Source organism: Streptomyces sp. NPDC033165, from assembly GCF_055577965.1.
Genome location: NZ_JBVIPK010000002.1, coordinates 560,305 through 582,713, shown reverse-complemented (window position 1 = coordinate 582,713; position 22,409 = coordinate 560,305). Strand labels below are relative to the sequence as shown.

Below are 22,409 nucleotides of genomic sequence, written 5' to 3'. Positions count from 1 at the left end.
TCAGGCATTGTCGCGGATGCCCGCGAAGAGGTCGCTCTCGGGGAGGGAGGTATCGACCAGAGACTTCGCCAGCTCGTACTCCTCGGTCGGCCAGACCTCGCGCTGGATGTCCATCGGGACCCGGAACCAGCCGCCCTCGGGGTCGATCTGCGTGGCGTGCGCGATCAGCGCCTTGTCGCGGATCTCGAAGAACTCGTCGCAGGGAACGTGCGTGGTCAGGGTGCGCTCGACGCGCTCGAACTCCTTCCAGCGCTCCAGCCACTCCCCGTAGGGGGACTCCAGGCCGCGGGCGAGGAGCGCCTCGTGCAGGGCGACGGTGCGCGGCCGGTTGAAGCCCTGGTTGTAGTAGAGCTTCCGCGGCTCGTAAACCGGGCCGAACTCGTCCTCGGGGAACTTCTCCTTGTCGGCCGCACCGTCGAACGCGATCATCGTGATCTTGTGCGTCATGATGTGGTCGGGGTGCGGGTAGCCGCCGTTCTCGTCGTACGTGGTGATGACCTGCGGCCGGAACGCGCGGATCTTCGCCACCAGGCGTCCCGCCGCCGATTCGGGGTCCTCCAGGGCGAAGCAGCCCTCGGGCAGCGGCGGCAGCGGGTCGCCCTCGGGCAGCCCCGAGTCGACGAAGCCGAGCCACTCCTGCTGGACGCCCAGGATCTCGCGGGCCTCGTCCATCTCCTTCTTGCGTACCTCGTGGATGTTCTTCTCGATGTACGCGTCGCCCTGGAGCTTCGGGTTGAGGATGGAGCCGCGCTCGCCTCCCGTGCAGGTCACGACCAGCACGTCCACCCCCTCGGACACGTACTTGGCCATGGTGGCCGCGCCCTTGCTCGACTCGTCGTCGGGGTGGGCGTGAACGGCCATCAGTCGCAGCTGCTCAGTCAAAGCTCGATCCTCAGTCATTCGGTCGCTCTGGTCGATCCGGTCTCTGCCAAAGAGGTGCCGGCCCGCGTGACGTCGGTGTGGGGCGCGGTCGGGTGACGCGCGGGCGACTTCTATAGTGACTGACCGAGGGGCCGGAAAATTCCTCGATGCCCGACCCGGAGGGAACGATCATGACGGCGGTTCGCGGGACCACGCCCGAGGGGCGGTACGGCCGCACCGAGGACCAGCGCGCGGACCGCAAGCTGAAGATCGTCGGATCGGTCCTGGGCGTGGCCCTGCTCGGCATGGTCGGCTGGATGGGCTTCCACTACGTGGGCGGTCAGGGCATCAGCGGCGAGATGATCAAGTTCGAGGTCGTCTCCGACACCCGGGCCGACGTCCACCTGGAGGTCCGCAAGGACCGCGACGGCCACGGCTACTGCGTGGTGCGGGCGCTGAGCGAGGACGGTTCCGAGGTGGGCCGCAAGGAGGTCCGCTTCGACGGGGCCGAGAAGCGGATCGACGAGCTGGTGACCGTCGTGACGCGTTCCCGGGCGACCGCGGTCGAGCCGATGGGCTGCACCGCCGACGACGGCCCGACCGGCTGATCCGGCCACACCCCCGCTGACCTGCGGCGACGCACACGAAACTGCGGCCGGGTCGGGCGTGTGACGTTTACCTTCTCCCCCTTTTCCTGCGGAATTGTTAGGCTCGTGGTTTCGCCCACCCGTGGAGGCACATGCTTCTGGGTAGGGCGATGCTTTGTATTCCCAGCACCGACGAGGAGCACCTGTGACTCAGACCAGCGAAAACGTCACCTGGCTCACGCAGGAGGCGTACAACCAGCTCAAGGCCGAGCTGGAGTACCTGTCTGGTCCCGCCCGCACGGAGATCGCCGTCAAGATCGCGGCGGCCCGTGAGGAGGGTGACCTCCGGGAGAACGGCGGGTACCACGCGGCCAAGGAGGAACAGGGCAAGATGGAGCTGCGGGTGCGCCAGCTCACCCAGCTCCTGGAGCACGCGAAGGTCGGCGAGGCGCCGGCCGACGACGGCGTGGTCGAGCCCGGCATGGTCGTCACGATCGCCTTCGACGGCGACGAGGACGACACGATGACCTTCCTGCTCGCCTCCCGTGAGTACGCCAGCACGGAGATCGAGACGTACTCCCCGCAGTCCCCGCTCGGTATCGGCGTGAACGGCAAGCGCACGGGTGAGGACGCGGAGTACGAGCTGCCGAACGGCAGGACCGCCACGGTGAAGATCCTGGCGGCGAAGCCGTACACGGGCTGAGAGACGCCCCCACCACGACAGGACACGACGCGGGTGTCCCGGCCCTTCGGAAGGGCCGGGACACCCGCGTCGCCGGGTACGCGCCCCGCGTCAGCGGCTGGACCGCCGGTACTTGCGGACCGCGAGAGTGCGGAAGACCACGACGATCAGCACGGACCAGAGCAGCGACGCCCAGACGGGGTGCTGCATGGGCCAGGCGCCGGAGTCCACCACTCCCGGGTTGCCGAACAGCTCGCGGCAGGCCTGGACGGTGGCGCTGAAGGGGTTCCAGTCGGCGACGTGCCGCAGCCAGGGCGTCATCTGGCTGGAGTCGACGAACGCGTTCGAGATGAACGTCACCGGGAACAGCCAGATGATCCCGCCCGAGGTCGCGGCCTCCGGGGTGCGGACCGACAGCCCGATCAGGGCGCCGATCCAGGTGAAGGCGTACCCCAGCAGGAGCAGCAGACCGAAGGCGGCCAGGACCCGCCCGGCGTTGGTCGGCTCGGCCGAGCCGGGGCGCCAGCCGACGATCAGCGCGACGACCGCCAGGACGAGGAGGGTGATGCACGTCTGGGCGAGGTCGGCGACCGTGCGACCGGTGAGGACCGCGCCGCGCGCCATCGGCAGGGACCGGAAGCGGTCGATGAGGCCCTTCTGCATGTCGTCGGCGATGCCCGCCGCCGACCCGGCCGTGGCGAAGGTGACGGTCTGCGCGAAGATGCCCGCCATCAGGAAGTTCTTGTAGACGTTCGGATCGGTCGTGCCGCCGATGCTCATCGAGCCGCCGAAGACGTACGTGAACAGCACGACGAACATCACCGGCTGGATGACTCCGAAGAGCAGCATCTCCGGAATCCGTGACATGCGGATCAGATTCCGCTTGGCGACGACGAGGGAGTCCCTGGCGGACTGGACGACCCCGCCGGAGGGGCGGGGCGCCAGGACGGGGGCGTCCTTGGTGGTGACGCTCACCGGGCGTCCTCCTTGCTTTCGGGGCCCCCGTTCTCCTGCTCCTGCTCCTGCACCTCGGCCGCGTGGCCGGTGAGGGAGAGGAACACGTCGTCCAGGGTCGGGCGGCGCAGGGCGATGTCGTCGATCTCCACCCCGTGGCCGTCCAGGTCGCGGATGATCTCGGCCAGCAGCTTCGCCCCGCCGGTCACCGGGACGGTCAGCTTGCGGGAGAGCCGGGCGACGGTGACCTCGCCCTTGCCGAGCGCGGACAGGACGGACCGGGCGGGCTCGATCTCGTCGGGGCGGTGCACGACGACCTCGACGCGCTCGCCGCCGGTACGGGCCTTGAGCTGGTCGGAGGTGCCGCGGGCGATGACCTTGCCGTGGTCGATGACGCAGATGTCGTGGGCGAGGCGGTCGGCCTCCTCCAGATACTGCGTGGTCAGCAGCAGGGTCGTACCGCCCGCCACCAGGTCCTCGATGACGTCCCACAGCTGCTGCCGGTTGCGCGGGTCGAGGCCGGTCGTCGGCTCGTCCATGAACATCACCGGCGGTGAGACGACGAGCGCGGCGGCGAGGTCGAGACGGCGGCGCATACCGCCGGAGTACGTCTTGGCGGTGCGGTCGGCGGCGTCGGCCAGGTTGAACCGCTCCAGCAGCTCGCCCGCACGGGCCTTCGCGGCCCGGCCGCGCATCTGGTAGAGCTGCCCGACCATCTGGAGGTTCTCCCGGCCGGTCAGATACTCGTCGACCGCGGCGAACTGCCCGGAGAGCCCGATCGAGCGGCGTACCTCGTTGGGCTTCCTCAGCACGTCGATCCCGGCCACGAAGGCGCTGCCGCTGTCGGGGCGCAGGAGGGTGGTCAGGACCCGGACGGCGGTCGTCTTGCCCGCGCCGTTGGGGCCGAGGAGGCCGAGGACGGTGCCCTCGGGAACGTCGAAGTCGACGCCGTCCAGGGCTCGTACGTCGCCGAAGGTCTTCACCAGACCTTCGGCATGGATGGCACCTGGCATAAAGGGACTCCCCCGTCACTCGCGGCTGACCGCACCCGTACGTGGTTTCCCCGCCGATCCTAGGATCGGCGGGGCCGCACCGCGCGGTGAACAACGAGATCGGGCCAACCGGCGGGAACCGGACGGTCAGCCGATGACCCGGTACCCCTCCGCGCGCAGCGCCGCCTCGACCTCTTCGCAGTGGCGGGGCCCCTTGGTCTCCAGGTGGAGGTCGACCTCCACCTCGGTCAGGCCGAGACGCGGGTCGGTGCGCACGTGACCGATGTCGAGCACGTTCGCGTCGGCCACCGTCAGCGCGGCCAGCAGGGCGGCCAGCGCCCCCGGGCGGTCGGTGAGCCGCAGCCGCAGGCTCAGGTAGCGGCCCGCCGCGGACATCCCGTGCCGCAGGATGCGCTGCATCAGCAGCGGGTCCACGTTGCCGCCCGACAGCAGGGCCACCACCGGACCCCGGAAGGCCTTCGGGTCGCTGAGCAGCGCCGCCACCGGACTGGCCCCGGCCGGCTCGACGACCAGCTTGGCCCGCTCCAGGCAGAGCAGCAGGGCACTGGACAGCTCGTCCTCGGTGACGGTGCGGACCTCGTCGACCAGCTCCCGGATCAGCGCGAACGGTACGTCGCCGGGGCGGCCCACCTTGATGCCGTCGGCCATGGTGACCGGGGCGTCGAGGGAGACGGGGTGCCCGGCGGCCAGCGAGGGCGGGTAGGCGGCGGCCCCCTCGGCCTGGACACCGACGATCCGGACGTCGGGGCGCAGCGCCTTCACCGCGACGGCGATGCCCGCGGTGAGACCGCCGCCGCCGAGCCCGACGACGATGGTGCGGACCTCCGGGCACTGCTCCAGGATCTCCAGGCCGACGGTGCCCTGGCCCGCGATGATGTCCGGGTGGTCGAAGGGGTGGATGAAGACCGCGCCGGTCCGCTCCGCGTACTCCTGGGCGGCGGCCAGCGTCTCGTCGACGACCTGGCCGTGCAGCCGCACCTCGGCCCCGTACTCCTGGGTAGCCGCGACCTTCGGCAGGGGCGCCCCGACGGGCATGAAGACGGTGGAGCGCACGCCGAGCAGGGAGGAGGCGAGCGCGACGCCCTGGGCGTGGTTCCCGGCGCTGGCGGCGACCACCCCGGCCGCCCGCTCCACCGGGGTGAGCCCGGAGATCCGGACGTAGGCGCCGCGCAGTTTGAAGGAGCCGGTGCGCTGGAGGTTCTCGCACTTGAGGTGGACGGGGGAGCCGACCAGCCGGGTCAGATGGCGGCTGCCCTCCAGCGCGGTCACCCGGGCCACCCCGGACAGCATTTTCTGCGCGCCACGGACATCGTCGAGGATCAGGGGCGGGTGGGGGGCGGTCGCGCGGAAGCTCATGCCCGCAAGTCTTGCAGCTCGGACCGTGCGCGGCAGACTTGTCTCATGGCGGCCTGCGGTGTTGTCCGCAGGTTTGTGCGGCACTGGTACGCGTTGCCCCGGGGCCGCGTACTCTGTCCCCCACTCCATCCGACACCGCATGAAGAGAGCCCCCGGCCATGCCCCCTCAGGACATGACGACTGCTGCGTCTCCTTCCGGGGGCGCCGTCCCCGAACACCCGGGCCCCGACCACCTGCTGGACTCACTCCAGCACCAGGTGGCGGTCTTCGCCCGCCGCGCCGAACAGACCCGCCTCGGCGGTGTCGGCCAGGTCCGCAACTCGATGGACCGGGCGGCCTACCTGCTGCTGAACCGGCTGGACCGGGAAGGCCCGATGGGCGTCAAGGCCCTGGCGGCCGGGATGGGTATCGACTCCTCGACGGTGACGCGGCAGGTCGCGCCGCTCGTCGACACCGGACTGGTCAAGCGCACCTCGCACCCGGAGGACGGCCGGGCCGTCGTGCTCCAGCTCTCGCCGCGCGGCCAGGCCCGCCTCGACGAGGTACGCGCCTCCCGGCGTGAGCTGATGTCGCAGGTCACGGACGGGTGGTCGGAGGAGGAGCGGGACACGTTCTGCGCCCTGCTCACCCGGTTCAACGCCTCGCTCGCGGCCCGGCAGGCCGCGTACCAGTCGACGCAGACCGACTGACGCCCGGCGCCGGTCCGGGCACCCGCGGCATCCGGACTCTTGACCGGGGCGGTGTGCCGGGGCTCGGATGAGGTCATGAGCGAGCGGGCCGAACACCGGGACCGGCTCCGCGCCCAGGAGTTCGAGGCCTTCGTGGCGGGCGCGGGCGGACGTCTGCTGCACACCGCGACGCTGCTCACCGCCGAGCCTCCCGAACCGCCGGGCGCGAACGTACGGGCCCAGCGGCTGCTGTCCGCGGCGCTGGCCCGTACGTACGCCGACTGGGACCGTTCACACGGCGGCGACCCCTACGAGCTGGCCCGCCGGGAGCTGGCCCTCCGCTTCGCCCGGGAGGCCCGGCAGCACCGGCGGCCGCGCGGCGGGGTGCTGGGGCGGCTCACCCCCGTCGAACGGCTCGTGCTCGTGCTGCGGATGTACGAGGAGGTCGACGAGGAGCGGACGGCGGCGCTGCTCGGACTCCCGGCCGACCGGGTCCGCGCGGTCTGCGCCCGTGCGGTGGCGGCGCTGCGCTCACCGGGTTCGCGGAGCGGGAGCGGGCGGCCGGCTCCGGCGCCCCGGGGGACGCCGTGAACGCCGGCCGGGAGCCGCGGGGGGACTCACGGGCCGAGCAGGTCCGCCGGATGCTGGACGGCCCGCACCCGGTGCTGCCGCCGGACCTGGCGGCGCGGGCGGTACGGCGGGGCGGGCGGCGGCTGCGGCTGCGGCGGGCGGCGCACCGGACTGCGGGGGGGCTGCTGGGCGCGGCGCTCGCGGTGTTCCTGGTGTGGGCCGGCATCGAGCAGCCGTGGGAGCGCGAGCCGGCGCGGGTGACGCCGCCGCTGGAGGGATGGTGAAGCCGTCGGGGTGCCGAGCCGTTGGGGTGCCGACCGCGACCGGCCTACCCTGGAGGAGTCGGTCGTCGTACGAGCCTGGGAGGCCGTGATGACCAGAAAGATCGCCGACTGCCGCAAGTACCCGAGCGAGATGAACTGCTCACTCACCATTTCCGGCGAGGAGGACGAGGTCGTACGGGCGGCGAGCGAACACGCCGTGTCCGTCCACGGACATGAGGACAGCCCTGAGCTGCGCGGTCAGATCCGGGAAATGCTGGAGGACGAGAAGGTCAGCGTCTGAGCGTGCGGGCGCCCGCCGGTTGGGGCGGGCGCCCGGGTACGTCGCCGTGCCGCGTGATCAGCCCAGCGCCTGCGTGAGGTCGGCGAGCAGGTCGTCGCCGTTCTCGATGCCGACGGAGAGCCGGACCAGGTCGGCGGGGACCTCCAGCAGGGAGCCCGCGACGGAGGCGTGCGTCATCCGGCCCGGGTGCTCGACCAGCGACTCCACACCGCCGAGGGACTCGCCGAGCGTGAACAGCTTGGCCCGGTTGCAGACCTCGACCGCAGCCTCCTCGCCGCCCGCGACGCGGAAGGAGACCATGCCGCCGAACGCCTTCATCTGCTTGGCGGCGACCTCGTGGCCGGGGTGCCCGGGCAGGCCCGGGTAGAGGACCTGGGTGACCTTGGGGTGGCGGGTCAGCAGGTCGGCGACCTTGGTGGCGTTCTCGGTGTGCCGGTCCATGCGGACGGCGAGCGTCTTGATGCCGCGCAGTACGAGCCAGGCGTCGAAGGGACCGGCGACCGCGCCCATGGCGTTCTGGTGGAACGCCAGCTCCTCGGCCAGCTCCGGGTCGCTGACGACGAGCGCGCCGCCGACGACGTCGGAGTGGCCGCCCATGTACTTGGTGGTGGAGTGCACGACGACGTCCGCGCCGAGGGACAGCGGCTGCTGGAGGTAGGGGGAGGCGAAGGTGTTGTCGACGACGAGGCGGGCCCCGGCCTCCCGGGCGACCTGGGCGACGGCGGCGATGTCGGTGATGCCGAGCAGCGGGTTGGAGGGGGTCTCGACCCAGACGGCCTTGGTGCGCGGGGTGAGCGCGGCCCGGACGGCCGCCACGTCCGAGGTGTCGGCCACCGAGAACTCCACGCCCCACCGCGCGGCGACCTTCGCGAACAGCCGGAACGTGCCGCCGTAGGCGTCGTTGGGGATGACCACGTGGTCGCCGGGGGTCAGCAGCGTACGCAGGAGGCAGTCCTCGGCGGCGAGACCGGAGGCGAAGGCGAGACCGCGGCGGCCGCCTTCCAGGGCCGCCAGGTTCTCCTCCAGGGCGGTGCGGGTCGGGTTGGCGCTGCGGCTGTACTCGTAGCCGCCGCGCAGTCCGCCCACGCCGTCCTGCTTGTACGTGGACACCTGGTAAATGGGCGGAACCACGGCGCCGGTGAGGGGGTCGGCGGTGTTCCCCGCGTGGATGGCGAGGGTCTCGAAGCTGTGCTGGTCGCTCATGGCCCCGAGCGTAGTTCGTCACGAGGGCCCTTACCGCCCACTCGCCGCTCCGGGGACAATGGGGCCATGGAGATTCTGTTGTTCCTGCTCGCGATGTGCATGCTGGCCGCCGTGATCGGCCCCTGGGTCATGCGCCGCCGGGGCGGTATCCGCCAGGTCGCCCCGGGTTCGCCGGACGCCGCCGACCCCGACACGTACGGCTTCGCCCGCCAGGAGGAGCTGGACGTCCGGATGCCCGGCCCCGACCAGGACCTCCTGGACGTCCTCGACGTCGTCCAGGCCACCCAGGACTGGCGGGCCGCCTCCCAGCTGCTCGCCGGTACGCCGAAGGAGGGCGAGGTCCGCTGGCAGCGCGTCCAGGCCTTCGCGGGTGCGGCCTCGCTGGAGCTGGCGCAGCAGCCGGGGAAGGGCGGGGCGTGGCTGCGCGCCTGGCGTGCGGAGTCCCCGAAGGACGCGGGCGGCGCGGCGGTGCACGCGGAGTTCCTGGTGCAGCAGGCGTGGCGCTCCTCGTCGGCCGGGAGCGACGACTTCCGGATCATCCTGGAGGAGGCCCGCACGGTCTGCGGCGAGGCGGCCCTTCTCGCCCCCGGCGACCCCGTCCCCTACATCGTGGAACTGGCGGTGGCCCGGGGCCTGGGCTACGCCCCCGAGCAGTTCGACCAGCTCTGGGCGAAGATCATCGACCGGGCCCCGGCGCACTTCGGCGCGCACCTCGCGGCCCTGCACTTCCACTGCGAGAAGTGGCACGGCTCCCGCGAGGACGCCGACGCCTTCGCCACGGCCGCCGCCGCCCGCGCCCCGCAGGGCTCGCTGCTGGCCGCGCTGCCGCTGTTCGCGGTGTACGAGCACCTGCCGGAGGTCAACCTCGTACAGGGCTTCTACCGAGGCCAGGTGGTGACCAGGGCGGTGGAGGGCGCGATGTTCGCGGTCCACGCGGCCCGCCCGGACGACCCGATGCTCGCCCACGTCCGCCATCTGCTGGTGCTGTTCCTGGTTCACATGGAGCGCTGGTCGGAGGCGATGCACCAGCTGGTCCGCATCGACGGCCATGTGGGCGCCCTGCCGTGGACGGCGGGTCCGGACCCGGCCGCGCAGTACACGGTCTACCGGGCGCTGGCGGTCGCGGGCTACGAGGCGAACGGCGGCAGCCCGGCGACGCTGCCGCACTGAGGCCCTAAGACTGAGGCCCTAAGGCTGGACGGGTGCGGGGGCCCGGCCCACCGCCGTGGTGACCAGCGCGCCCGCCAACAGCGCCGCGCCCGTCGCCGTGACCGCCGTGACACCGATGCCGTCCGCCACCAGCCCGCCGGTCAGCGCCCCGAGCGCGATGGCCCCGTTGAACACCCCGACGAACAGCGAGGAGGCGGCCTCACGGGCGTGCGGGGCGGCGAGCAGCACCCAGGTCTGGGTGCTGACCGAGACACCGCCGTAGCCGAGCCCCCAGGCGGCCATCAGTGCGGCCGCGAGGACGGGCGAACCGCCCAGCCACGGCAGGGCGGCCACCGTGACGGCGAGGACCGCGCCGATCGCCAGCAGCGTCACGCGCGGCGAGCGGGCCGCCCCGGCCCCGGCGAGGAAGTTCCCGGCCACCCCGGCGATTCCGTACACCAGGAGCAGGGCGCCGATGGTGCCCGCACCGACGCCGGAGACGTCCTCCAGGACCGGCCTGATGTAGGTGTACGCGGCGAAGTGCCCGGTGACCAGGAAGCCGACGACGACGAGGCCGGTGCGCAGCCGGGGATCGCGGGTCAGCCGCAGCACACCGCCGATCGGTACCGTGCGCTCGGCGGGCAGCCGGGGCAGCAGAAGCGCCGCCGCGACCAGCACCACGGTCCCGAGCCCGGCTGCCGCCAGGAACGCGGCGCGCCAGCCCGCGAGGGCCCCGAGGTACGTTCCGGCCGGGACGCCCAGGACGGAGGCGACAGCGACTCCGCTGAAGACCAGCGAGGTGGCGGCCCCGACGGATGCCGCCGGGACGAGGCGCACCGCGAGCCCCGCGGCGACGGCCCAGACACCGCCCATGCCGATGCCGACCAGGACGCGGGCGACGACCATCGTCCCGAAGTCCGGCGCCCAGGCCGCGCCCAGGTTGCCCATCACCAGCAGGGCGACCAGCGCGCAGAGGGCCGTACGCCGGTCGGTGCGGCCCAGCAGCGGCACGAGGGCGGGGGCCGAGAGTGCCGCGACGAGTCCGGTGATGGTCAGCGTCAGACCGGCCACGCCCTCCGGGACGCCGAGTGAGCGGCCCATCGGCGTGAGCAGCCCGACGGGCAGCATCTCGGACGTGACCACCGTGAACGTGGCGAGTGCGAGGGCGGACACGCCCCACCAGCCGTTCGGCGACCGCCCTGGCCGGGCGGTCGGGGCGGGCGGGGCACCTGAGCATTCCTGAACGTGCGTCATGTCCCCAGCCAATCGGGGAGGGGCAACGGGAACAACGGCCGATCACTCATCCTTCTATGAGCTGGGCTCATGCATGCGGAGACCAAGGGCGACGAGAGGGGGCGGGTGCGGTGAGCAATCCGGAGATCCGGGAGCTGGAGGCGTTCCTGGCGCTGGCCGACGAACTCCACTTCGGGCGCGCCGGGGAACGCCTCTACCTCTCGCAGAGCCGGATCAGCCAGCTGCTGAGGGCTCTGGAGAGCAGGATCGGCGGGCGGCTGGTCGACCGCACGAGTCGCCGGGTCCGCCTCACCCCGCTCGGCGAACAGCTGCACACGGGGCTGCGGCCCGCCTTCGACGCGATCGTCACGACGATCGAGGAGGTGCGGGACACGGCCCGGGGATTCGGGGGCGTGTTCCGCGTCGGCTTCCAGGGCACGGCGAACGACCCGTTCATGCGGGCGGTCGCGGCCTTCCGGGACGGGTATCCCGACTGCGCCGCCGAGATCGTGGAGGTCCCGCTGTCCGACCCGTTCGGCGCGGTGCGCCGGGGTGAGGTCGACGCGGCCGTGGTGCTGATGCCGGTCCGGGAGGACGGGTTGGTGCTCGGCCCGGTCTTCTCCGCCCAGCCGCTCGCCCTCGCCGTCTCCGACCGGCACCCGTACGCACGGCGCGCCGGCGTCGACGCCGAGGACCTGGCGGGCTGCCCGCTCATCGGCGTCCAGGGGGCGGCGGCCCCGGAGTACTGGCGCCGGGCGCAGGCCCCGGCCGTCACGCCCGGTGGCCGCGCGATCCCGGCCGGGCCCGCGGTGGGCAGCCTCCAGGAGGGCCTGGCGCTGGTGCGGGCGGGCCGGGGCGGGATGCTGCTGTGCCACCCGACGGCCGACTACTACGGCAGCCGGGCGGTGGCCTTCGTCCCGGTGACCGGCCTCCCGGACTCCTCCCTCGCGCTGGTGTGGCACCGCGACCGGGAGACGGCACGGACCCGGGCTTTCGCGCGGACCCTGGCGGCGGAGGCCGCGGCCGTCCGCCCCGGAATCCCGGGGGCCGTTGCCGCGTTGTACGGAGCGAACCCGACCCCGGAGGAGCCATCCGCATGTTCCTGAACCGCCGTACCCCCGAGCTCCCCACCCCCGAGCAGGCCCTGCGCGGCCGCCCCGTACCCGAATTCAGCGTCCCCTCCCGCCACACGGTCCTCGGCAACCCCTTGGTGGGGCCGTATCCGGAGGGCCTGGAGGTGGCGGACTTCGCGCTGGGCTGTTTCTGGGGTGCGGAGCGGAAGTTCTGGCAGACGGAGGGCGTCTGGACGACGCTCGTCGGCTATCAGGGCGGCTACACGGAGAACCCCACGTACGAGGAGGCCTGCTCGGGGCTGACCGGGCACACGGAGGCGGTCCGCGTGGTCTTCGACCCGGCGGTCGTCACGTACGAGGAGCTGCTGAAGCTGTTCTGGGAGTCCCACAACCCGACGCAGGGCTTCCGCCAGGGCAACGACGTGGGCACCCAGTACCGCTCGGCGCTCTACACCCACTCCCCCGCGCAGGCGGCGGCCGCCGAGGCTTCCCGTGAGGCGTACCAGAAGGTCCTGACGGCCTCGGGGCACAAGGAGATCACCACGGAGATCCTGCCCGCCGAGGGCCGCCCGTTCTGGCCTGCGGAGGCATATCACCAGCAGTACCTGGACAAGAACCCGGGCGGCTACTGCGGGATCGGCGGTACGGGGGTGTCCTGCCCGGTCGGTGTCTCCCCGACCGGCACCTGACCGTCGGCGGTCGCCCTCACGCGAGCCCCGCCAGCACCTCCTTCTCCCGTTCGGGGGACAGGCCGTCCGCGAGGGGTGGTGCCGTGTCCTCGGGCAGGGCGCGGCGCCAGGTCCAGGTGTCGTGGACCGTGTCCTGGAGGGGGCGGCAGCGCAGGCCCGTGGCCAGTGCCCTGGTCACGTCTCCCGCGTGTACCGCCGCGTGGAGGTCGCTGCCCGGTGGGGCCCAGATGGGGAGGTCGCTCCAGCCTCCGACACCCGCCGCCTCGATGGCCTCCGGGGTGGCCCAGCGCAGTTCGGCGGTGGATCCCGTGGCCCGTACGCAGGCGTCCAGCAGGTCGCCCATCGTGCCGTGGTCGCGGGGGCCCACCAGGTTGTAGGGGCCGTGCAGTCCGGCGGTCAGGGCGTCGAGCAGCCAGGTCGCGAGGTCGCGGGCGTCGACGTACTGGAGCGGGGTGTCCCTCGGGCCGGGGGCGAGGACCGGGCCGCCCCGGGCCACCCGCTCCAGCCACCAGGTCAGGCGTCCGGGGGTCTCGTGCGGGCCGAGGATCAGGCCGGGCCTGACGATCAGGGTGCGCTCCTCGCCGAACTCCCGCAGCACGGCCAGCTCCGCGCCGCGTTTGTCCGCCGGGAAGTCCGTCGCCCCGGCGTCGGGGTCCCCCTCGGCCAGGGGGCCGAACTCGTCCAGGCCCGCCGGGGCGGGCCAGGCGTACACCGAGCGGCTGGAGACGAACACGTAGCGGGCCGCCCGGTCGGCGAGCAGCCGGGCCGCGTCCCGCACGGCCGTGGGGGCGGACGACCAGGTGTCGACGACCGCGTCCCACTCACCGGTGGTGAGGGCGGTGAGGCCGTCGGGTTGTGTGCGGTCGCCGGTCAGGACCCGTACGCCGGGTGGGGCCGGGTGTTCGCCCCGGTGCAGGACGGTGACGTCCCAGCCCCGGTCGCGCGCGGCCTCGGCGACCGCGCGGCCCCCGAAGCCCGTACCGCCGAGCAGCAGCAGTCTCACTGTGTGCCTGTGCCTTCCCTGTGGTGGTGACAGTGGGGTGGGTGCGGGGTGTCCGTACCGTCAGCCCGTCGTCCTGGCCCGGTACGCCGCGAACCGCTCGCTGATCTCCCGCGCCCGGTCCTCCGCCTCCGACAGCTTCATCTCGGCGCAGTCGTAGCCCAGTTCTTCGGTCATGACGGCCATCGAGGCGGGCTCGAAGGCGACGGTGCCGTCCGCGCGTATCTCGCGGATGCCGTCCTGCACCTGGCCTGACACGTTGATCGCGTGGGCCTCCTCGTCGGTCATGCCGTCCGGCAGCAGCGGCCGGAACTTTCCGGACTCGATCGCCACGGGGAAGCCGCCCAGAGCGCCGTCCGCGCCGGGCGCGTGGACGACCGCGTCCCGCCCGTCGGCCAGCGGCTCCAGGACGCTCAGCGCCGAGGCCGCCGTCATGGTCTGGCCGGCCAGGCCGCCGGTTCGGCGGTACTGGGCGGGGAGCCTGCGGAGGAGGGCGGCGGTGTCGAGCTCGGCCGTCACGTCGCGGCCGTCGACGCGGATGCCGAGGCCCATCGCGGCCGGTCCGCTGTTGCCGTGGCGCGACAGGCGGTGCGAGACGTAGTGGTGGGCGACGAGCCGCACCTCGACGTCGGCGGTGGAGCGGCCGAGCTCGTCGGCGGCGGCCGCGGTGATGCCGGGCACGTTGTTGGCGACGTTGCCGATGCCGATGTGGGGCGAGAGGCCGATCGCGGTGAGCGCCGGGTGCACGGCGTCGGGGTAGGCCGCGTTGACGACGACGGCCTGGGTGCCGGAGAGCTTGACGGCCTCCATGGCCTTCATCACCGGGACCAGGTGCATCGGCAGCCAGGGGCCGTAGTTGGCGGCGTACACGCGCTGGAAGGCGGAGGCCTCCAGGGTGGAGATGACCCACCACGACTGGTAGCTGGCGGCGAGGAAGATGACGTCCGGTGCGAAGGCCGCGATGCGTTCGGCGGTGCGCGCCACGTCGGTCAGGTCCGTCAGGGCGTGGCTGACGGTGGGCGCGTAGCCGCGCTGTACGGCGCAGAAGCGGGCCAGGTTCGTGGCGCGCAGCGCCACTTCCTCATCCCGGCCGACCAGTTGGACGTGCCGCTCGCCGGTGCTGTGGGCGAGTTCGTGGAAGACGCGGCGGCCGAGGTCTCCGGCGCCCAGGACCATGATCTTGCGGGGCTGGTTCATGACGTACCTCCGAGGGGTGCGGTGGCGAGCGGGGTGGGGGGCGCGAGCCGGTGCGCTTCGCGGACCAGGCGGGGCAGTTCGCGCAGGGAGGGGAAGGTGCGGACGCCGTCGCGGTGCGGGCCGACGGCGGGGTCGGCGGTGTACTGGAGGACCCGCATCCCGGCGCCGAGTGCGGCGTCCACACCGACCGGGCTGTCCTCGACGACGACGCAGTCGTCCACGTCGGCGGCGCACTCGGCGGCCGCCCACAGGAACAGCTTCGGGTCGGGCTTCCAGGCGTTGATGTCGTACGCGGAGAAGAGCCGGCCCTCGAAGTGGTGCAGGATGCCCGCCTTGCCGAGGCGGTCCGCCATGATGTCCGGCGGGCTGTTGGAGGCGACGCACATGCCGGTGCCGGGGGTCGCGCTCAGCTGCTCCAGGGCGTGGGCGACCCCCTCGATGGGCTCCAGCCAGGAGCCGATCAGCTCGTCGCACTTGGCGCGGGCGAGCGCCATGGCTCCGGCGGGCGGCGGGGTGCCGGTGATCTCCTCCATGAGGTCGAGGCACTCCTGCATCTTCTTTCCGGAGAACAGCTCGTCCCGCTGTTCCTTGCCGAGGGGAAGACCCATCAGCTCGCCGATGTACGCGAGCCCGCCGTTCTCGGCGTCCTGGGTGTCGACCAGGACGCCGTCCAGGTCGAAGATGACGAACTCACTCATAGGTGATCCAGTCCACGTTCTCGATGGCGGCGACGGTCGCGGCCAGTTCCCGGTGGTTCGCGGCGGAGCCGATGACGGCCGCCGTGTTGCCGCGTGCGCCGATGCGCCAGTCGGCGGCGGCGCCCGGTTCGGCCAGCACGGTGACCCGGTCCACGCCGGGCAGCCGGCGCAGGGCGGAGACGTTGCGGATCGAGGCCACCTTGCGGGCCCCGACCGGCGGCACGATCAGGTAGTGGAAGGCGATCGGCCCGTCCTGTTTGACCTCGGGTGTCTCGTACGGCAGGCCGAGCGCGGCGGCGACCGCCACCCGGGCGGGGTCGGAGGTGCCCGAGCGGATCGCGAGGTCGTCGACCCAGGCGCCGAGGCGGCCGTTGACCTCGATGACCCGGGGGCCTTCGGCGGTCAGTTTGATCTCGACGTCGGCGACGCCGTGGATGTTCAGGGCGCGTACCGCGCGGCACGCCAGGTCCCGTACGGCCCGTTCCTCGTCCTTGGGCACGACGGAGAAGCCGCCGTAGCCGCCGCGCTCGCGGAAGGGTTCGGCCAGCGCGAACTTGCTGGTCACGAAGACCGGCCGGACGTCGTCGCCGTCGGCGACGCAGTCCACCGCGATGTAGTCGCCCCAGGGGGCCGGGGTCTCCCGGCCGACGAGCAGTTCCTCCAGCATCACCGCGGTCTCGGCGGGGCCGTCGTCGCCGGAGAACATCTGGGCCAGGGCCGCGTGGCACTCCTCGGCCGTCGCCACGGCCTGGGTGTTGCGGCTGGAGGCGCCGATCACCGGCTTGATGATGGCGGGCAGTCCGACGTACGCGATTGCCTCGTCGGCCTGTTCGGTGCCGGTGATCGTACGGAAGCGGACGCTGTCGACGCCCGCGTCGGCGAAGCGCTGCCGCTGGAGGTCCTTGTGGGTGATCGCGTCGACGTCGGCGGGCCGGTGGTAGCGCAGCCCGAGTGCGTCGGCGAGCCGCACGGTCGGGGCGATCTGGAACTCGCTGAAGGTGATGATGCCCGCCGGGCCGAGCGCGCGCAGTTCCGCCACGAGCTCCGCCTCGGTGCGGCCCGCCGCGTCCACGACGGAACCGACCGTCTCCAGCGTGGGGATCATCTCCCGCGCGTGGTCGGTTCCGGCCGTCACGAAGACCAGCGAGCAGCCGTTGTCCCGGGCGGCTTCGGCCAGCCTGGTCGGTGCGAGGCTCCCCGTGTCGTAGACGACGAGAAGCACCGGCTTGTCACTCATGGGGCAACCTCTGTGTTCCGGGGCCCGTGCGGGGCAGGGGCCTGCGCCGGGGCGCATGGACGTAGGCAAGTAAGGGTGATGTAGGGGAATGTGGTGGTAAGTCGGGCGGGAGAAGGGTGTGGCGGGCCCGCGGGCTGTCGCCGTGACAGTCCGCGGGGCGCGCCCTGCCGTCCGGTCAGGCCGCCGGGAATCCGCCTGCGCGGCGCGCCGTGGTCAGGGCCTTCGCCAGCGTCTCGACCGTCGAGCAGGTGAACAGCACCCGCACCGGGATCTCCAGGCCGAATTCCTCCTGGAGCCGCAGCGCCGTCCGGGTCGCGGTCAGCGAGTCGCCGCCGAGTTCGAAGAAGTCGTCGTGGGCGCCGACCTCGTCCGCCCACAGCGCGTCCGCCCACACGCGGGCGACGGCGCGTTCCGCGGGGGTGCGGGGTGCCACGAACTCGGCTTCCAGGCCGGTCCGTTCGCCGTCCGGGGCGGGCAGTGCGGTGCGGTCGGTCTTGCCGCTGGTGGTCAGCGGCAGCCGGTCGAGGAAGACGAACGCGCCGGGCACCATGTAGCCGGGCAGCCCGCGCCCGCACCAGTCGCGCAGGGCCCCCACGCCCGGGGTGCGGCCCGTTGCCGGTACGCAGTACGCGACGAGCGCCTTCTCGCCGGGGGCGCCGCCGGGAACGTCCTCGCGGACGGTCACCACGCAGGCGTCCACGTCGGCGTGGGCCAGGAGCGCGGACTCGATCTCGCCCAGCTCGATGCGGAAGCCGCGCACCTTCACCTGGTGGTCCAGGCGCCCGAGGAACTCCAGGTTCCCGTCGGGCAGCCACCGCACCAGGTCCCCGGTGCGGTACACCCGGGCGGCCGGCCCGTCGGCCGCGTGCTCGGGGAAGGGGTGCGCGGTGAACCGCTCCCCGGTCAGCTCCGGGCGGCCCAGGTAGCCGCGTGCCACGCCCCGGCCGCCGATGAGGAGTTCACCGGGTACGCCGACGGGCACCGGCCGGTCGGCCTCGTCCACGACGTACACCTCGGTGCCCGGGGTGGGGCGGCCGATCGGTACGGGGCCCGCCGCGTCGCGGATCTCGGCGACCGTCGCGTAGACCGTGGTCTCGGTCGGGCCGTAGCCGTTGACGACCCGGCGGCCCGCGCGCAGCATCTTCGCGGCCAGGTCGGCGGGGAGCGCCTCCCCGGCGGTGAAGACGGTCAGGTCGCGCGGTCCCGGCCGGTCGCCGAGGGCGTCCAGGAGCGGCCGCCACGCCGACGGGGTGGCCTGGACGAGGGTGACGTCGTGCCGGTCGGCGAGGGCGGCGAGAGCGCCGGGGGTGTGGACCTGTTCACGGTCGGCGCCGATGATCCGGCCCCCGGTGACCAGGGGCAGGAACACCTCGACGTTCGCGATGTCGAAGGTGGCCGAGGTGGTGAACAGGACCCGGTCGCTCGCGGGCGCCGGGAAGATCTCCCGCATCCCCAGGAGCAGGCCGGTCAGTGAACCGAGCGTGATGGCGACGCCCTTGGGGGTGCCGGTCGACCCGGAGGTGTAGAGGACGTAGGCGAGGTCGTCCGGCCCGGTGACGGAGGCGGGGTCCGCCGCGTCGGCGGTGGCGAGCGTCTCGCGGTCGGTGTCGACGGCGACCAGGGCGCGGTCCTCGGCGGCGAGCCGTCCGCGCAGGGCCTCCTGGGTGACGACGACGGGTGCGGCGGTGTCGCGCAGGACGAAGTCGATCCGGTCCACGGGGTGTTCGGGGTCGAGCGGTACGTAGGCCCCGCCCGCCTTCAGGACCGCGAGCAGCGCGACGATCAGCTCGGGGCCGCGCTCCAGGCAGACGCCGACGGGAACGTCCGGCGCGACCCCGAGCGTCCTCAGGTGGTGGGCCAGCCGGTTGGCGCGGGCGTTGAGTCCGCCGTACGTGACCTCCTCGTCGCCGAAGACCACGGCGACCGCTTCGGGGGTCCGCCCGGCCTGCTCGGCCACCAGCTCGGCGACCTGGCGGTCGGCCGGGCGGGCGGCGGGGCGGGCGCTCCACTCGGTGAGGAGCAGGCGCCGCTCGGCCGCGTCGAGCAGGTCGAGGTCGCCCAGCGCGCTGCCGGGGTGCCCGGCGACGGCGGTGAGCAGGGTGAGGAGGTTCCCGGCGAACCGCTCGGCGGTCTCCGTGTCGAAGAGCGCGGTGCTGTGGTCGAGGTGGAGCCGGAGCCCGGCCGCGTCGTCCTCGTGGGTCAGCGCGAGGTCGGGCGGGCAGGGGCCGGCGAGGGGGGCTCCACCGCCCTCCGGTCCTGTGAACAGAGCCTGGACCAGGGGGTGGTGGCTGCTGTCCGGTTCCGGCACGAGGGCGGCGACGAGCTCCTGGAACGGGACGCCCCGGTCCTGGGCCCCGCGCAGCGCCGCACCGGCCCGGGCCACCAGGTCCCCGAAGGTCGCCGCCGCCAGGTCGGTGCGTACGACGGCGAGTTCCCCCGCCACGGGTGTGCCGACGGCCACGTCCTGCCGGCGGCTCCAGCGCCCCAGCAGCAGCTGGTACGCCGCGAGCAGCACCACCGGCAGCGGTGCGCCGTATCCGGCCGCGGCCTTGCGCAGGGCGTCCGCCGTGGCGGCCGGGACGGTGTGCGTGCGGCGGGCCGTACCGGGCTCGCGCACCGAGGGGCGCGGGCGGTCGGCGGGCAGCTCCAGGGGGTCGAGGCCTGCCAGTTCGGTGCGCCACCACTCCAGGCGGGCGGCCGGGTGCGTCGCTTCGGCCGTGTCAGTCATGACCCCTCCGGGGTGCCGAGGATCCGCGCCAGTGCGTTGCGGTCCGTCTTTCCGTTGTCGTTGAGCGGCAGGCCGTCCAGCCGGGTGATCCGCGCGGGCACCATGTGCAGCGGGACCTGCTCGCGCAGCCAGGCGTCGAACCGCGCCGGGTCCGTCTCCCGGCCCGCGTAGGCGGCGACCAGCTCGGTCTCGCCCTCCGCCGTGGGGAGCGCGATCACGGCGACGTCGACGACCGCCGGGTGGCGGCGGACGACCGCCTCGACCTCGCCGATCTCCACCCGGTGGCCGCGGATCTTGACCTGCTGGTCGAGCCGGCCGCAGTGCACCATGACCCCGCCCTCGCGGCGGACCCGGTCACCGGTGCGGTACCAGTGGCGGTCGGTGAGCGGGCCGGAGCCGTCGTACACGGTGGCCCGGCCGCCCTCCTCGTACCGGAGGAAGCGGCCGGTGTTCTCGCGCGGGTCGAGATAGCCGTCGAAGCGCTGCGGGCCGCGTACGCACAGCTCGCCCTCGTCCGTCTCGCGCCCGTCCTCGTCCAGCAGGACGCCTTCCATGCCCGGGTACATCGTGCCGATCGGCACCGTGCCGCCGCTGAACCCGGCCCAGCTCGAACTGGGGCCGGTCAGGAGGTGGTTGGAGCAGCAGATGGTCACCTCGGTCGGGCCGTACATGTTGTGGATCGCCGAGTTCGGGGCCACCTCCCGCCACAGCGCGACGTGCTGGACGGTGACCGGTTCGGCGCCGAACAGGCTGTGCCTGAGGGTGACGCAGCGCCCCAGCGGGAGGTTGCCGAGCCGCTGGGCCTCGCGCACCACCGACGGCACCGAGAACCAGTGGGTCAGCTCCCGCTCCACGATGAAGTCGACCGGCGAGTAGAGGTCGGCCGCCGTCGGGACGACCAGGGTGCCGCCGCCGCCCCAGGTCGCGAAGAGGTCGAAGGCGTGCGCGTCGAAGGTCAGGCCGAAGACCTGGGTGAGGCGGCTGCCCGGGCCGATCTCGTAGCGCGGGATGTTGTGTTCGAGGTACGGGGAGAACTGGCGGTGCAGGATCGGCACGCCCTTGGGCTGGCCGGTGGACCCCGAGGTGAACAGGAGGTACGCCTCGCGTCCGAGGTCGGCGGGGACCGGTGGCAGCGTCTCCTGGAGCGCCCCCTCCAGCAGGTCCGGGTCGGCGCGCTCGTCCTCGGCCAGCTCCAGCACGGTCGGCCGGTGCCGCTCGGGAAGCAGCCCGAAGAGGCCGGCGGCCCGGTCGTCGACGAGAGCGACGGTGACCCCGGCGCGCTGGGCGATGTCGAGGTTGCGCTGCTGCGGGTAGTCCGGGTTCAGCGGCACCACGGCCGCGCCGAGCCGCTGGATCGCCAGATATGCGGCGTACGCGCCCACCGAGCGGGTGGCGGCGAGGGCGACCCGGTCGGGCAGCCCGCCGTGCTTGTGCACGATGCGGGCGGCCAGGGTGAGGGCGAGGCGGCGCAGTTCGGCGTAGGTGAGGACCTCGTCGCCGATCTCCAGCGCGGGGTGGCCGGGCAGCCGCAGGGCGGATTCCTCGAACCACTGGTACATCGTGCGGTGGGCCAGGGTGCCGGGGAGGCTGTCGGTGGTGGTCATCTGTTCCTCGATATCCATGTGCGTTCCAGGCTCTCCACCAGGTCGCTGCTGGTCAGACGTCTGCACTGCTCCACGGCGTACGTCGCCATGTAGTGCCGGAACTCGTCCTCGGGCTCCTCGTGGGCGTGCAGGACACGGCGGTTGTTGACGGCGGCCGGGTTGGCCAGCTCGGCCGCCGCGGCCTCCACCGCCGCGTCCAGCCGGTCCGCGGGGACCGCCTCGTCGCACAGCAGCCGCCCCTCGGGCGATGCGGCGTCGATCCGCCGGTCGGCGAAGATCGCCTGCCGGGCCAGCCGGTTGCCCGCGACCCGGGGCAGCCGCAGGTTGGCGGCGCCCGGGATGATCCCCTCGCGCAGGGCCGGGAGGGTGAAGTAGGCGTCGTCGGCGGCGATCACCCGGTCGAAGACGAGCAGGATCTGTGCCCCGCCGCCGATCGCGAAGGTGTCCACGGCGGCGATCCAGGGCTTCTCGACGGATTCCGGAAGCCAGCCGGTGCCGTCGTCCGGGACGCTGAGCCCCCGGAAGATCTTGTTGATGTAGCCGAGTTCGCGCCCCAGGAAGAAGTCGATGAGCGAGATCTCGCCCTCGTAGAGGCGGGTGAGGTTGATGCCCGCGCTGAACACCCGGCGCCCGGCGTAGCGCGGGTGGGTCATCGGCGCGCCGCGCATCACGCCCACCCGGATCGAGTCGTCGAGCAGCACCAGGTCGACGGCCGCCTCCAGTGCGGCGACCAGCAGGTCGTCCTCGGCGTTGAGGAACCGCGTGTTGTGGACGGTGACCTCGCCCGTGCCGCCCCGGCGCGTCACGGAGACGAGGCCGAGGTCGGCGTGGCCGGTGGCCCGGAAGCCGGGCAGTGCGGCCAGCGCCTTCGGGGTCGGCCTGCGCATCGCCTCCAGGAGGTGCGGCCCGGCCGTGGCGTCCCGCAGGAGGCCCCAGAAGAAGATCCCGTGATCGGTCTCCCGGCCCTCCTTGTCGCGCTGCGGCCTGCGCCGCTCCTCCTCGGCCTGGCTCTTCGTCGGTACGAGTCCGGGCACCAGGGTGTCCGCCCGGGCGACGAGGTCGTCCAGCCTGAGGAACTCCCGGCGCTCGTCGGTCAGTTCCGCGTAGAGGGCGGCGGCATGGCGTTCCATGAACCGCCGCCGGGCGCGGCGGGCGGCCGAGTGCGGCGGGGCGGCCGCCGCCCGGTCCGGGCCCGCGGCGCGCAGCTCCTCCTCGCTCCGGGCGAGGAAGGCGACGGTGGCGGCACGGTCGTCGGCGTACCCCCGGCCCAGGCCGGGCGCGGGCCCGGGCGATGTGCTCGTCGTCATGTGCGCGCTGTCCCCCGTCGTCGTCCGTGCCGGTTC

22 protein-coding genes are annotated in these 22,409 nt (G+C 73.1%); 9 read left to right on the top strand and 13 right to left on the bottom strand.

Annotation, left to right across the window (positions count from 1 at the left end):
* Positions 1-882, bottom strand: a complete 882-nt coding sequence (gene mca / locus ACZ5WC_RS07015) for a mycothiol conjugate amidase Mca (RefSeq protein WP_468539817.1) — start codon at positions 880-882, stop codon at positions 1-3.
* 170 nt (positions 883-1,052) lie between these two features.
* Between mca and ACZ5WC_RS07010 the strand changes: the two genes are divergently transcribed.
* Together ACZ5WC_RS07010 and greA are read left to right on the top strand one after the other, a co-directional pair.
* Positions 1,053-1,469 carry a DUF4307 domain-containing protein gene (locus ACZ5WC_RS07010; protein WP_311122965.1) on the top strand — a complete coding sequence of 139 codons (417 nt, stop codon included), beginning with the start codon at positions 1,053-1,055 and terminating at the stop codon, positions 1,467-1,469.
* A 184-nt stretch (positions 1,470-1,653) separates the two neighbouring features.
* Positions 1,654-2,151, top strand: coding sequence for a transcription elongation factor GreA (greA, locus tag ACZ5WC_RS07005; RefSeq protein WP_468539816.1), 498 nt, complete (start codon positions 1,654-1,656; stop codon positions 2,149-2,151).
* A gap of 90 nt (positions 2,152-2,241) precedes the next feature.
* Here greA and ACZ5WC_RS07000 read toward each other — a convergent pair whose 3' ends face one another.
* The 3 genes from ACZ5WC_RS07000 to ilvA all read right to left on the bottom strand — a co-directional run bounded on the left by ACZ5WC_RS07000 (position 2,242) and on the right by ilvA (position 5,453).
* Entirely contained in the window at positions 2,242-3,105 is an 864-nt protein-coding gene (locus tag ACZ5WC_RS07000; protein ID WP_468539815.1) for an ABC transporter permease, read from the bottom strand.
* A complete protein-coding gene (locus ACZ5WC_RS06995) occupies positions 3,102-4,097 on the bottom strand; it encodes an ATP-binding cassette domain-containing protein (protein WP_468539814.1) in 996 nt (331 codons plus the stop codon). The genes ACZ5WC_RS07000 and ACZ5WC_RS06995 overlap by 4 nt, the downstream gene beginning before the upstream one ends.
* 126 nt (positions 4,098-4,223) lie before the next feature.
* Positions 4,224-5,453 (bottom strand): threonine ammonia-lyase, encoded by a 1,230-nt coding sequence (gene ilvA / locus ACZ5WC_RS06990; protein WP_468539813.1) that lies wholly within the window; start codon positions 5,451-5,453, stop codon positions 4,224-4,226.
* A gap of 158 nt (positions 5,454-5,611) precedes the next feature.
* Between ilvA and ACZ5WC_RS06985 the strand changes: the two genes are divergently transcribed.
* The 4 genes from ACZ5WC_RS06985 (at position 5,612) to ACZ5WC_RS06970 (ending at position 7,255) form a co-directional block, all read left to right on the top strand.
* Positions 5,612-6,142: a MarR family winged helix-turn-helix transcriptional regulator gene (locus ACZ5WC_RS06985; protein ID WP_468539812.1), complete on the top strand. Its 531-nt coding sequence runs from the start codon at positions 5,612-5,614 to the stop codon at positions 6,140-6,142.
* A gap of 75 nt (positions 6,143-6,217) precedes the next feature.
* Complete coding sequence (locus tag ACZ5WC_RS06980; protein WP_468539811.1) at positions 6,218-6,712, top strand: sigma factor-like helix-turn-helix DNA-binding protein; 495 nt, start codon at positions 6,218-6,220, stop codon at positions 6,710-6,712.
* Complete coding sequence (locus ACZ5WC_RS06975) at positions 6,709-6,975, top strand: hypothetical protein (RefSeq protein ID WP_468539810.1); 267 nt, start codon at positions 6,709-6,711, stop codon at positions 6,973-6,975. The genes ACZ5WC_RS06980 and ACZ5WC_RS06975 overlap by 4 nt, the downstream gene beginning before the upstream one ends.
* An 88-nt stretch (positions 6,976-7,063) precedes the next feature.
* Positions 7,064-7,255: a DUF1059 domain-containing protein gene (locus tag ACZ5WC_RS06970; protein WP_096623716.1), complete on the top strand. Its 192-nt coding sequence runs from the start codon at positions 7,064-7,066 to the stop codon at positions 7,253-7,255.
* A 57-nt stretch (positions 7,256-7,312) separates the two neighbouring features.
* Here ACZ5WC_RS06970 and ACZ5WC_RS06965 read toward each other — a convergent pair whose 3' ends face one another.
* Positions 7,313-8,458 carry a cystathionine gamma-synthase gene (locus ACZ5WC_RS06965; protein WP_468539809.1) on the bottom strand — a complete coding sequence of 382 codons (1,146 nt, stop codon included), beginning with the start codon at positions 8,456-8,458 and terminating at the stop codon, positions 7,313-7,315.
* Between the two features lie 66 nt (positions 8,459-8,524).
* Here ACZ5WC_RS06965 and ACZ5WC_RS06960 point away from each other — a divergent pair, with 66 nt between their 5' ends.
* Complete coding sequence (locus ACZ5WC_RS06960; protein WP_468539808.1) at positions 8,525-9,628, top strand: hypothetical protein; 1,104 nt, start codon at positions 8,525-8,527, stop codon at positions 9,626-9,628.
* Between the two features lie 18 nt (positions 9,629-9,646).
* On the opposite strand, the gene ACZ5WC_RS06955 is transcribed toward ACZ5WC_RS06960, so the two are convergent.
* Positions 9,647-10,861: an MFS transporter gene (locus ACZ5WC_RS06955; RefSeq protein WP_468539807.1), complete on the bottom strand. Its 1,215-nt coding sequence runs from the start codon at positions 10,859-10,861 to the stop codon at positions 9,647-9,649.
* 110 nt (positions 10,862-10,971) lie between these two features.
* Between ACZ5WC_RS06955 and ACZ5WC_RS06950 the strand changes: the two genes are divergently transcribed.
* Positions 10,972-11,946 carry a LysR family transcriptional regulator gene (locus ACZ5WC_RS06950; protein ID WP_468539806.1) on the top strand — a complete coding sequence of 325 codons (975 nt, stop codon included), beginning with the start codon at positions 10,972-10,974 and terminating at the stop codon, positions 11,944-11,946.
* Positions 11,937-12,602, top strand: a complete 666-nt coding sequence (gene msrA, locus ACZ5WC_RS06945; RefSeq protein ID WP_468539805.1) for a peptide-methionine (S)-S-oxide reductase MsrA — start codon at positions 11,937-11,939, stop codon at positions 12,600-12,602. Before ACZ5WC_RS06950 ends, msrA begins: the two co-directional genes overlap by 10 nt.
* A gap of 16 nt (positions 12,603-12,618) precedes the next feature.
* On the opposite strand, the gene ACZ5WC_RS06940 is transcribed toward msrA, so the two are convergent.
* The 7 genes from ACZ5WC_RS06940 to ACZ5WC_RS06910 all read right to left on the bottom strand — a co-directional run bounded on the left by ACZ5WC_RS06940 (position 12,619) and on the right by ACZ5WC_RS06910 (position 22,373).
* Entirely contained in the window at positions 12,619-13,605 is a 987-nt protein-coding gene (locus ACZ5WC_RS06940) for an NAD-dependent epimerase/dehydratase family protein (protein WP_468539804.1), read from the bottom strand.
* A gap of 60 nt (positions 13,606-13,665) precedes the next feature.
* Positions 13,666-14,799 carry a hypothetical protein gene (locus ACZ5WC_RS06935; RefSeq protein ID WP_468539803.1) on the bottom strand — a complete coding sequence of 378 codons (1,134 nt, stop codon included), beginning with the start codon at positions 14,797-14,799 and terminating at the stop codon, positions 13,666-13,668.
* Positions 14,796-15,497: an HAD-IA family hydrolase gene (locus ACZ5WC_RS06930; RefSeq protein WP_468539802.1), complete on the bottom strand. Its 702-nt coding sequence runs from the start codon at positions 15,495-15,497 to the stop codon at positions 14,796-14,798. Before ACZ5WC_RS06930 ends, ACZ5WC_RS06935 begins: the two co-directional genes overlap by 4 nt.
* A complete protein-coding gene (locus ACZ5WC_RS06925) occupies positions 15,490-16,734 on the bottom strand; it encodes an ATP-grasp domain-containing protein (RefSeq protein WP_468539801.1) in 1,245 nt (414 codons plus the stop codon). Before ACZ5WC_RS06925 ends, ACZ5WC_RS06930 begins: the two co-directional genes overlap by 8 nt.
* Positions 16,735-16,909: 175 nt before the next feature.
* Complete coding sequence (locus tag ACZ5WC_RS06920) at positions 16,910-19,462, bottom strand: non-ribosomal peptide synthetase (RefSeq protein WP_468539800.1); 2,553 nt, start codon at positions 19,460-19,462, stop codon at positions 16,910-16,912.
* Entirely contained in the window at positions 19,459-21,084 is a 1,626-nt protein-coding gene (locus ACZ5WC_RS06915; RefSeq protein ID WP_468539799.1) for an AMP-binding protein, read from the bottom strand. Before ACZ5WC_RS06915 ends, ACZ5WC_RS06920 begins: the two co-directional genes overlap by 4 nt.
* Entirely contained in the window at positions 21,063-22,373 is a 1,311-nt protein-coding gene (locus ACZ5WC_RS06910; protein ID WP_468539798.1) for an enoyl-CoA hydratase/isomerase family protein, read from the bottom strand. Before ACZ5WC_RS06910 ends, ACZ5WC_RS06915 begins: the two co-directional genes overlap by 22 nt.
* Between the last annotated feature and the right edge of the window lie 36 nt (positions 22,374-22,409).